This window comes from Staphylococcus sp. aM, assembly GCF_052975125.1.
The window spans coordinates 320,098-331,676 of record NZ_CP121447.1 but is presented as its reverse complement, the minus strand read 5'-3'; the positions used below and the strand labels follow the sequence as shown (position 1 = coordinate 331,676).

Sequence of the window (11,579 nt, the reverse complement as noted above, 5' to 3'; positions counted from 1 at the left end):
ACGCTTTTGAATGATACAATGAACAATTTTGAATTAGATTATAATTGATAGGCATATCGCATCTATTACAATAAACCACTAAAACCACTACCAAACAACTTCATCAGGTAATCATTAATGATTTGTTGTATAATCATATGCCCTAATAAATAAACCATTACCATCATGACAAATTGGTAAATGATAATGCCATATATACTCGCAATTTTTGTAGGATAGACACCGCTATATTTTACTAATATATACGTTGGGGAAATCATATATAATAGAACAAATGCTAATAGTATGATAATCAATGCTAATTTAAAGATAGATAAAATACCTAAGACTAGACCCATCAATAATGCTAATACTGAAAATGTATTAATTACGATATAATCTGAAAATACTTTATGAAATTCTATCGCTGTGGTTAAAGTATATTTCACAATACAATATAAAATACTCACTGATAAAGCCAAACTACCTAGAATGATAACTATCATGTAAAAAATAGCTTTGAATGGTGAACTTTCTGGAAATAATAAAAATATATCAGATGATAAAATAATAACTAATAACGTACTTAAAAATAATCCAGCGCACATTAACGTCACTAATAATCGATAACTATATATCACATCGTTTTGATCCGATAATTTAAATACATGGTTAAAAAACTGTTTACTTTCGTCTTTTAAATCCTTCATTTTATGTTCAAAAGATGCCGTTTTGTCTTTCATAATTTCTTCAAAATGCGCATCGTTTTCACCTAGCGTAGATAACTTTCTCTTTGTGCGATTTGATGTTGTGTCTTGTTTGAAGTTTTCTTTATCCCTTCTACTTCCCGTATTTTTACCGTTAGTTTTCGTAGAATAATGTTGAGTCTCTTTCATTGTAGATGCTGTTGTACTAGTTGTTGTATGGTCATTTTGACGTGTTAATTGGTAACCGCAATGACTACAACATTGATCTTCTTGTTGATAATTCTGACCACAATTTGGACATTTCATGTCTATTCAATTCCTCCGCTATACTTACTTAGCTAAATTATATCCCATTTGACCATCCTATTCTATATTATTTTTATTTTATTCATTAAAATTTAAAAGTCCTAATAAAACGCATCTTGCGATTTACTAGGACTTTATTTTCATATTGAGTTATACGACTTATAAAACAACCGTATTTTCTTTTTCATGTATCATCTCAATGATTTCATTATGTTCATTCATCACTGCAACTTTAGGTGCATGATACTTTAATTCTTCTTCATTTAATTGTGCATAGGTCATAATTATGACTATATCGTCTACTTCTACTAATCTTGCGGCGGCACCATTCAAACAAATTTTGCCACTACCTCTTTCGCCCGCGATGACGTATGTTTCAAAACGTGCACCATTATTGTTGTTAACGATTGCTACCTTCTCATTAGGTAGTATATCAACGGCTTCTAAAATATCAGAATCAATCGTGATGCTTCCAACATAATTCAAGTTGGATTCCGTCACTCTTGCTCTATGAATTTTAGAATTCATCATTGTTCTAATCAACTTATTCAGCTCCAATTATTATATTATCTATCAAACGTGCTTTAGAAAATTTAACCGCTAATGAAATAAAGATTTGGCCTTGAATTTTAGATTGCTCTTCTAATTCTGGGTAACTATAAATGGCTACTTCATCAACTTGACCACTTGTATAATCTAATAAATACTGTGTAATTTCATCTATTATAACAGAACTATTGCGTTCACCATTATTATATAAATCACGTGCTAATTTCAAACTTTTACTTAAATGAACGGCTTCCTGACGTTCCTCTTCTGTTAAATATACATTTCGTGAACTTTTAGCTAGTCCATCTTTTTCACGAACAATATCAACTCCAATGATTTCAATTGGATGATTGAAGTCTTTAACCATTTTTTCAACGATAGCCAATTGTTGTGCATCTTTTTTACCGAAGTAAGCATAGTCTGGACTAATAATATTAAACAATTTATTTACTACAGTTACGACACCTTCAAAATGTCCTGGTCGTTGAGCACCTTCTAATACATGGGCTAATTTACCCACCTTCAAAGTTACGCCTAATTCATCAGGGTACATTTCTTCTACACTTGGATAAAAGACATAATCCACATCAATTTCTTCCATCATTTCAACATCTTTATTAATTTGACGTGGATACGCATCGAAGTCTTCATTTGGACCGAATTGTAAAGGATTAACAAATATACTTACTACAGTTATATCGTTAAATTCTGACGATAATTCCATCATTTTTAAATGCCCTTCATGTAATGCACCCATAGTTGGTACAAAACCAATCGTTTGACCATGTCTCTTGTATTCTTTAGCAATACTTTGCATTTCACTTACCGTTGTAATCACTTTAGTCATTTTTATTTACCTCGCTCATAATTTTTTTCTTATACGTGTGTGCTTCGGATGGAAATGCGCCTGATTTTACTTCTTCATTATATTGTTTTAAACCATTAATACCTATTGAAAAATCACTATATTGCTTAACAAATTTGGCATGACGATCGACACCATAATTTAACATGTCATGATAAACCAATACTTGTCCGTCAGTATCTTTCCCTGCGCCAATACCTATCACTGGAATTGATAGCTGTTGACTAATCTCTTGCGCCAGATCACTAGGAATCGCTTCGAGTACAAGTGCAATTGCACCAGCTTCTTCTACATGATGCGCATCTTTAATTAACTGTAATGCAGCTTCTTTTGTACTACCCTGCAATTTATATCCCATAACGCCAACACTTTGTGGTGTTAACCCTAAGTGTGCAACAACAGGAATGCCTATTTGAGTGGCTTTACGAATAAATGAAGTTAAATGTGCACCTTCTGCTTTAATAGCGTTTGCTTCTGTTTGTTGATATAACGTTAATGCATTTTTCAAATCTAATTCATCACTGATGCCCACCGCACCGATAGGCATATCTACGACTACAAATGTATCGGGCGCACCACGTCGAACTGCTTTACCATGATGAATCATATCTTCTATTGTAACTTGAACTGTACTTTCATAACCTAACACAGTCATTCCTAAGGAATCTCCTACTAAAATCATATCTATATCTGCTTGTTGTGCTTGCTTTGCACTAGGAAAATCATAAGCAGTAACCATTGAAATTTTATTGCTTTGTTCTTTCATTTCTACTAACTGAGCTATAGTTTTCAATTCAATTCATCCTCAATTTCCTATATTATTAAGCAATAGTATAATGAATCTATCCCAGAAAGGAAAGAATAATATTATGACAATTGGTGTTATTGGTCCAGGTGCCGTTGGAACAACGATTGCTATTGAACTACAGCAAGCATATCCTGACACTTTACTTATTGGAAAACAAAAAAACACATTAAATTATTTCCCAGAAAATGGACATCAATCTAAAACAATCTCTGTAACGCCTTATCAAGATATAACACAACCCCTTGATATTGTATTTATTGCGGTTAAAACATATCAATTAGAATCAGTTATTACTCAATTATCGCCTATTATTCATGAAGAGACTATAATCATTCTCGCTCAAAATGGCTATGGACAATTAGAACATATACCTTATCCAAATTCATATCAAGCTGTTGTCTATATTAGTGGTCAGAAAAACAACAATGATGTCACTCATTTTAGAGACTATCGCCTTCACTTGAAAGATACACCAAGGACTCGAAAATTACAAAAGTTAACTGACCAAACGAATATTGAAATCATACTCGAAGAGAATATAGAAGAAATAATATGGTATAAACTATTAGTTAATTTAGGTATCAATTCAATTACTGCGTTGGGTCGAGATACTGCTAAATTATTACATTCATCACATATTCGGGACATTTGTCGTGGAATCATTTTAGAGGGAATTGCCGTAGCACGTGCTGAAGGACTCAATTTCGATGTGAATACACTCGACTCTATTATGACTATATATGAGGGGTACCCTGATCAAATGGGAACAAGTATGTACTATGATATCACATCTGGAAGACCTTTAGAAATGGAGACTATCCAAGGATACATTTATAGGAAGGCTCAAGAATATCATATAACGACACCTTACCTTAATACGGTTTATGCATTTTTATCAGCCTATCAATCTCAATTTTAATAACTTTTCTAATAATTTAACAAAGCCTGAGGCAAGACATGACTTACCTCAGGCTTCATTTATAATTATTCGGCTTCTCTTATTTCTTCCGCAATATCTTTATAATCAATAGTAGCATTATTAAATGTTTCATCATGAGCTGGAAAATGTTGTTCGAAAGTTTCAAAGTTCTGAATCTCAACTTTAACATCTTCAACTTCAAAATCTAATACATGGCCACCAAAGTTGCGATCATCATTAGCAAAGTGCACATGGAATCCTGCTGAACCTACACCATGGAATAGTTCGGGCGTGAAGAAACCAACAACAGTTCCTTTAATATACGTTTCAGTTTGTTCAGGTTGTCTGCGTGCCGAATCAATTAATCGTGTATATGGCGGCTCTTGTCCAGGCATCATGCGAACGTGCATTTTTTTGAATACTCCAGAAATTTTAACAGCTGAAAATAAGTTTTCACTCAACATGTTTTCTTTAACTTCGTCAAAAACGTCTTCAGATGATTTATCTTTAGTTTGGTATGTTGTATCTGCCTTGAATTTCGTCACTGTCGCATAAGGTGTTAATTCATCACCTTTGAGTTCAACGAATTCTTTATGTTCGTTGGCATGATAAGCCTTACCATCCACAAATATCACTTCTCCATTCGATCCCGTTAAAGTCGCAATACCTAAATCTCCATGTTTTAATATTTCATTAATTGAGGTAGTACCCTTTAATAGTCCTGCCATCAATGTTCCTAATGTACCGTGTTGATATAAGATATTAGTCATAAAAGCTTCACTCCTCAATTACTATTTGATTATTAATTAAATGCATCAGGCAACATATTGGTTGAAAGTTTTACATTATCTTTATAATTTACAGGTATATCAATGACTACAGGTCCTTGAATTTCATAACCTTTTTTAATCGCATTTTCTAATTCTTCTTGATTTGTGACACGCATACCTTTTGCTCCAAAAGCTTCTGCATATTTCACATAATCAACTGAACCAAAATCTACACCTGATGAACGTTCATATTTCATTTCTTCTTGGAACTCAACCATATTATACTTACCATCATTCCAAATTAATTGTATGATATTTAGATTCTTTCGAACAGCTGTTTCTAAATCCTGTGCTGAAAATAGGAATCCTCCATCACCAGCCACTGAGACAACTTGTGTATTTGGACGTACAAGTGCTGCAGAAATCGCCCATGGTAATGCAACACCTAACGTTTGCATACCATTACTAAATAATAAATGTCTTGGATTATAACTTCTGAATTTACGCGCCATCCAAATATAATGACTTCCAACATCAACAGTAACTGTTGTGTCGTCAGTTAACATCTTCTGCATAGATTCGATAATCTCGATTGGATGTAATACACCCTCTTCATGAGTTGCTTTAATACCTGTTTCTTCAATGATATGTGCTCTTAACTGCTCTAATTCATCTAAATGTTGTTGGTTAATAAATGGTTCATCTACTTTGTCAGATATCATTTCAATAGTTCCTGCAATATTACCAATTAATTCTTTAGTAGGTTGCATATAATTTGTAATTTCTGCTGGAACTTCGTCAATATTGATCACTTTCGTGTCTAATTCCTTATTCCAATTGCTTGCTTCATACTCAATTGGATCATAACCAATTGTAACAACTAAATCACTTTTACGAAGTAATTCGTCACCTACTTGGTTACGGAACAATCCTACACGGCCAAAGAAGTGATTTTCTAATTCGCGACTAATGACACCAGCACCTTGGAATGTTTCTACTACTGGTAAGTTTGTTCTTTCAACTAATTTACGGATAGCATTTGTTTCATTTGCACTTGAACTTCTCATACCAGCAAGTAAAACAGGGAATGCTGCATTTTTAATTGCATCAATCACATCATTAATATCTTGCTCACTAGGAACACCTAAATTAGGCTTTTGACATAGTGCTATTGCTTTTGATTCTACTGGTGCTGAAATCACATCTTGTGGAATACTTATAAAGCTTGCACCATTTTTACCTGATGTTGCTATTCTCATAGCATTAGTCATGACTTCTGATAAAGATTCAGGATCTTGTACTTCTTCACTGTATTTTGTTGAGTATTTTAATAAAGCCGCGTTGTCTATACTTTGATGTGTTAAACGTAATAAATCATTACGCTTAACTTGTCCTCCTAAAGCTAATACGGGATCTCCTTCAGATGTTGCTGTTAATAGTCCAGTCGTTAAGTTACTTACACCTGGACCACTCGTTACAAGTGCGACACCAGGTTTACCAGTTAGTCGTCCTATACCTTGGGCCATCATTGCTGCGTTTTGCTCGTGACGCGTAACAATAAGTTCAGGTCCATCGTCTTCAAGTGCGTTAAATAAATAGTCAATTTTTGCACCTGGAATACCAAATACGTACTCTACACCATTATTTTTTAACGTGTCTATGACCATATCGGCTGCAGTATATTTTTTGTCTGCCATTATATTCATTTCCTTCCAATGCTCACATTTTATTTTATCTTGACGATAACATCAGTGTGAAAACAATTCCCCGTTGCTCATTTATACATTAAAGATTATTATTCATGTTCTATTGGTCTAAAAGATGTTTCACTGAATCATATGAAGCTTCTAATGCCTCAACAGATTGTTTAAACAATTCTTTTTCGTGATCGCTTAATGGTGTTTCATAAATTTTACTTGCACCATTTTCGTTAATTAATGTTGGTACACCAATGTATACATCTTTAAATCCATATTCTCCATTTAATTGTGAAGAAACTGTTAAAATTGTGTTTTCGTTGTTTAATAAAGCTTTTGAAATTCTTAATAAGGCTAATGCAATACCGTAGTATGTTGAACCTTTAGCTTGAATAATTTCATAAGCAGCGTCTCTAGTTTTTTCATAAATTTCTTGTGCTTTAGCTTCACTACCTGTTTGCTCTTTAAGCGTATCGAATACTGAAATACCAGCGATATTTGCTTTAGACCATACTGCTAATTCTGAGTCACCGTGTTCACCAATGATTGCAGCATGCACACTTGCAGGAGCTACATTTAACTCATTACTGATTAAATATCTAAGTCTTGCAGAGTCTAATACTGTACCTGAACCGATAACACGTTCAGCTGGTAAACCAGTTAATTCTTTAACATAACGAGTTAAGATATCTACTGGATTTGCCGCAATTAGGAAGTAACCATCAAAACCACTATCCATAATACTTGTCACAATGCTATGCATAATTTTTGTGTTTTTCTCTACTAATTGTAAACGTGTTTCACCTGGTTTTTGTGGTGCTCCAGCAGTAATAACTACTAAATCAGCATCTTTACAATCGCTATATTCTCCAGCTTTAATAACAACTGGTGAATCACTGTGAAGTGCACCGTGGTTTAAATCTTGAACGTCTGCATTCACTTTATCTTTAGCAATATCAATAATTACAAATTCATCTGCAATACCTTGTGTGACCATTGCAAAAGCATAACTAGAGCCTACAGAGCCATCCCCAACTAAAACAACTTTTTTACCAAATTTTTTCATATTGAAAAACTCCTTCACTTTGAAGAGATAAAGATTAAAGTTTACGTTTTTATCTCATTCATTTATAATAAATTACAATTAAATCCGACTTCATTTTAAATATACTTTATTAAATTTTATGTGTAAACATACAAGGGGGTGAATGATGTTAACGTCACCAATTTGTCGGTTTTATGTGCCTTACATCATTCATTATAGCCTCTCTCGAAGTATTAATAAAATACATATTTTCGATTAATTACATTCCTAAAAGGAATACATTATATATAGAAAAAAGTAATAAAAAATACTTTGATGCGCTTTGACATCAAAGTATTTTTAAATTTAAGCATTCCTTTTGATATTTAAGGATGACTACTTCTCTCTTAAATCCCTTATAAATTGTATCCATTCGCGCGTTACAAAGTTAAGGTATGCATCTCTTCTCCAGATTAAACCTAAATGCCATGATAACTCTGCATTTTCTAGTTTCAATGCTTTCACATTATCTCCCATTAAATGTACTAAACTTTCTGGTACGACACTAATACCAATGCCTTGACTAATCATATTCGCGATAAAACTAATCTGAGATATATTCGCTACAGTTTTTGGATAAAATCCTAATCGTTTACAGTTCTCGATAATTTGATCTTTTAAGTAATAATCATCATGAAATAGCACAAACTCTTCTTCTTTTAGTTCAGCTAAATCTACTTTTTCTTGTTGTGCCAAAGCATGGCCTTTACTCACAACAAGTAATAGCTCTTCATTATACAATGGTACCGAATGAAATAAAGTTGCATCAACAGGTAACGTCGTGATACCTATATCTACTTCATCTGTTTCTGTGAGGTTTTCTACTATTTTACCTCCACCCTCCATTACCTCATACGTGACTTTCGGATAGAGTTGATGAAATTGATTTAAACTGTCTGTAAATAATTGAACATTCATCATGGGCGATAGGGCTATTCTAATATGACCTTTTTGTACATTCATCACATCGTTCATTTCTAGTGATAGTTTCTCGAACAATGCTAAAAATTCTAAGCTGTTATCATAAAATGTCTGACCGATGTCTGTCAGTTTAATTTGCTTTTGTGAACGGTCAAATAATGTAATATCATATTCGTTTTCTATACTTTTGATTGCTTTACTGATGGTTGACTGTGCAATATATAAATGTTCTGATGCCTGCGTCATACCACCACGTCGAACAGTTTCAACAAAATATTTGATCTGTTTTATTTCCATAGCGCTAACCTCTTATTTTGAATTTTGAAAGTTATTCCACCGTATGCTCTCTTCTATAAATTAAAATACTATAAAAGATAAATATCACTATTAGAATCATTGCTGCAACTAATATGGCATAAGTGCCTATATATTTTTGAACTTCTGCTGAAATAATAGCTCCAATAATAAAACTTAATACTATTTTAATGTAAAGTTTAGCCTTTCTCAATTGGGCAGTATCGCCATTTAATATATATTCACTCAGTGCTATCACACCATTTTTAATGTTCCCCGTTGAAAAGGTATTGTTATAACCTTCCCCTTCTATTTTACTGAATGAGGTTGTAAGCATTGCCATACCAAATGCTAGCGGTGGTAAAATATACAAATTAGGTATACTCATTGGTAAAAATCCTACAACAAGACAACTTATTGTAATAGGCAATAATGAGACTAATCTCCAATACCGTGTTGCCATTTGATGATGAATTAAAGACACAAACATTACGCCAATCATAAAGGATACAACTGAAGCAATCTTCAATATACCACCAGTTAAATCTCTATGTGATACCTCTGAAGCAAGAAATATAATATTTCCTGTTTGACCTGCTGCTAGTGTGCCTCCTCGACTTAAAAAGGTATAAGCATCAATATATCCACCAACAAAGGTTAAGAGTATAGCCATTTCCTTACTCTGATATATATTTCTTCGCATAAATTTTTCTAAAGCCATCGTTATCGCCTCAACGTTTTTTTATTATAGTAATATGGAACATATAGTCCATTGGTATGTTTATATACCTTCATTGTATAGAATATGTTGTAAAAAGCTAAAATATCGTTCACATTTATAAAAAAATACTTCTTATCCCGATATTTTCTGTTATAATCAAGTTTATCCTTTTAAATTTGAGCGTGAAACAGAAATAACTGCTAACTTTATTTCTTAGAGTCACCTCGGCAAGGATAGCTCTAATTGTAATACTTTATTTCAAAGTATATACAATTTGGATAGCTACTGCCATTTTGTAGACATATTACATAATGCTAATTTATGTCACGTATAACAGAATTGAACAAGAAAGTTTTGATTTTTCAGAATTTTTAGACAAAACATGCGTTTTTTATGCTATGATATAAATTATTAAAATGACAGTTAAATATAACTCATTGATATACGGAGGTTTATTATGTCTAGTTTTTTTAAACGATTAACACAAAAAGAAGATCCATCCATCTATCAAAGTAAAGATGGTCATTTAAAAAGAACTTTACGTGTTCGAGATTTTCTTGCTTTAGGTGTAGGTACTATTGTTTCTACGTCTATATTTACTTTACCTGGTGTTGTAGCAGCTGAGCATGCTGGACCAGCGGTTGCATTATCATTCTTACTTGCAGCCATTGTAGCAGGATTAGTTGCCTTTACATATGCTGAAATGGCTTCCACTATGCCATTTGCAGGTTCTGCTTATTCTTGGATTAACGTACTATTTGGTGAATTTTTTGGTTGGGTTGCCGGTTGGGCGCTATTAGCTGAATACTTTATTGCCGTCGCCTTTGTGGCCTCTGGTTTTTCCGCTAACTTACGAGGATTAGTTAAACCCTTAGGCATTGAATTACCAAAAGCATTATCCAATCCATTTGGTAGTGATGGTGGCGTCATTGATATTGTAGCAGCCATTGTTATTATCTTAACTGCTTTACTATTATCACGTGGTATGAGTGAAGCTGCACGTATGGAAAATATTTTAGTTATTTTAAAAGTATTAGCAATTATCTTATTCGTCATTGTAGGACTAACAGCTATCAACTTTAGTAACTATGTACCATTTATTCCAGAACACAAGGTAACTGATGCAGGTGACTTTGGTGGCTGGCAAGGTATTTATGCTGGTGTTTCTATGATTTTCTTAGCATATATCGGATTTGACTCTATCGCTGCCAACTCTGCTGAAGCAATTAATCCTCAAAAAACAATGCCAAGAGGAATTTTAGGATCATTATTAGTCGCTATAGTATTATTTGTTGCAGTTGCTTTAGTATTAGTAGGTATGTTCCATTACAGTCAATATGCTGACAACGCTGAACCAGTAGGTTGGGCATTACGCGAAAGTGGTCACGGTATTGTTGCAGCAGTTGTGCAAGCTATCTCAGTTATCGGTATGTTTACTGCCTTAATTGGTATGATGCTTGCTGGATCAAGACTGTTATACTCATTTGGTCGTGACGGTTTATTACCATCATGGTTAGGTAAATTAAATAACAAACATTTACCTAATAGAGCATTAGTTATTTTAACAATAATTGGTGTCTTAATCGGATCAATGTTCCCATTTGCTTTCTTAGCTCAATTAATTTCAGCAGGAACATTAGTAGCATTTATGTTTGTTTCATTAGCAATGTATCAACTTAGAAAACGTGAAGGTAAAGACTTACCTATCCCATCTTTCAAACTGCCATTATACCCAGTATTACCCGCAGTCACTTTTATACTAGTTCTATTAGTATTCTGGGGTTTAAGTTTTGAAGCCAAATTATATACACTCATTTGGTTCATTGTAGGTATATTTATCTATTTACTTTACGGCATGAGACATTCTAAAAAAGATCGTGATGATGCCTACAAATCTCCAAAAAAACCTTAATAAAAATATAAATAGAGTCGTTCCACAATGATTATCGTTTGTGGAAC

The 11,579-nt window shown here is 33.3% G+C and carries 11 protein-coding genes; 2 read left to right on the top strand and 9 right to left on the bottom strand.

What is annotated here, in order from left to right:
• Window positions 1-65: 65 nt before the first annotated feature.
• From P7F85_RS01455 to panB, 4 genes are all read right to left on the bottom strand, one after another.
• Window positions 66-992 carry a zinc ribbon domain-containing protein gene (locus P7F85_RS01455; protein ID WP_002467248.1) on the bottom strand — a complete coding sequence of 309 codons (927 nt, stop codon included), beginning with the start codon at window positions 990-992 and terminating at the stop codon, window positions 66-68.
• Between the two features lie 159 nt (window positions 993-1,151).
• Window positions 1,152-1,535 (bottom strand): aspartate 1-decarboxylase, encoded by a 384-nt coding sequence (gene panD / locus P7F85_RS01450; RefSeq protein ID WP_015364666.1) that lies wholly within the window; start codon window positions 1,533-1,535, stop codon window positions 1,152-1,154.
• Window position 1,536: 1 nt separating this feature from the next.
• A complete protein-coding gene (gene panC / locus P7F85_RS01445) occupies window positions 1,537-2,388 on the bottom strand; it encodes a pantoate--beta-alanine ligase (RefSeq protein ID WP_002450179.1) in 852 nt (283 codons plus the stop codon).
• The gene (panB, locus tag P7F85_RS01440; RefSeq protein WP_002467254.1) at window positions 2,381-3,199 is read right to left on the bottom strand and encodes a 3-methyl-2-oxobutanoate hydroxymethyltransferase; all 819 of its coding nucleotides are present in this window, start codon (window positions 3,197-3,199) and stop codon (window positions 2,381-2,383) included. The genes panC and panB overlap by 8 nt, the downstream gene beginning before the upstream one ends.
• 76 nt (window positions 3,200-3,275) lie before the next feature.
• Here panB and P7F85_RS01435 point away from each other — a divergent pair, with 76 nt between their 5' ends.
• Window positions 3,276-4,133, top strand: coding sequence for an oxidoreductase (locus tag P7F85_RS01435; protein ID WP_002467241.1), 858 nt, complete (start codon window positions 3,276-3,278; stop codon window positions 4,131-4,133).
• A gap of 65 nt (window positions 4,134-4,198) precedes the next feature.
• Here the strand turns inward: P7F85_RS01435 and budA are convergent, their stop codons facing one another.
• The 5 genes from budA to P7F85_RS01410 form a co-directional block, all read right to left on the bottom strand.
• Window positions 4,199-4,903: an acetolactate decarboxylase gene (gene budA / locus P7F85_RS01430; RefSeq protein ID WP_031464083.1), complete on the bottom strand. Its 705-nt coding sequence runs from the start codon at window positions 4,901-4,903 to the stop codon at window positions 4,199-4,201.
• A 32-nt stretch (window positions 4,904-4,935) separates the two neighbouring features.
• Window positions 4,936-6,600 (bottom strand): acetolactate synthase AlsS, encoded by a 1,665-nt coding sequence (alsS, locus tag P7F85_RS01425; RefSeq protein ID WP_210225394.1) that lies wholly within the window; start codon window positions 6,598-6,600, stop codon window positions 4,936-4,938.
• A 109-nt stretch (window positions 6,601-6,709) separates the two neighbouring features.
• A complete protein-coding gene (locus P7F85_RS01420; protein ID WP_046464453.1) occupies window positions 6,710-7,666 on the bottom strand; it encodes an L-lactate dehydrogenase in 957 nt (318 codons plus the stop codon).
• Between the two features lie 354 nt (window positions 7,667-8,020).
• Entirely contained in the window at window positions 8,021-8,902 is an 882-nt protein-coding gene (cidR, locus tag P7F85_RS01415; protein ID WP_002465928.1) for a cidABC operon transcriptional activator CidR, read from the bottom strand.
• Window positions 8,903-8,933: 31 nt separating this feature from the next.
• On the bottom strand, window positions 8,934-9,620 hold the full coding sequence (locus P7F85_RS01410; RefSeq protein ID WP_270251643.1) for a YoaK family protein: 687 nt from the start codon (window positions 9,618-9,620) through the stop codon (window positions 8,934-8,936).
• A gap of 457 nt (window positions 9,621-10,077) precedes the next feature.
• Here P7F85_RS01410 and P7F85_RS01405 point away from each other — a divergent pair, with 457 nt between their 5' ends.
• Window positions 10,078-11,532: an APC family permease gene (locus tag P7F85_RS01405; protein WP_002465929.1), complete on the top strand. Its 1,455-nt coding sequence runs from the start codon at window positions 10,078-10,080 to the stop codon at window positions 11,530-11,532.
• Window positions 11,533-11,579: the final 47 nt, after the last annotated feature.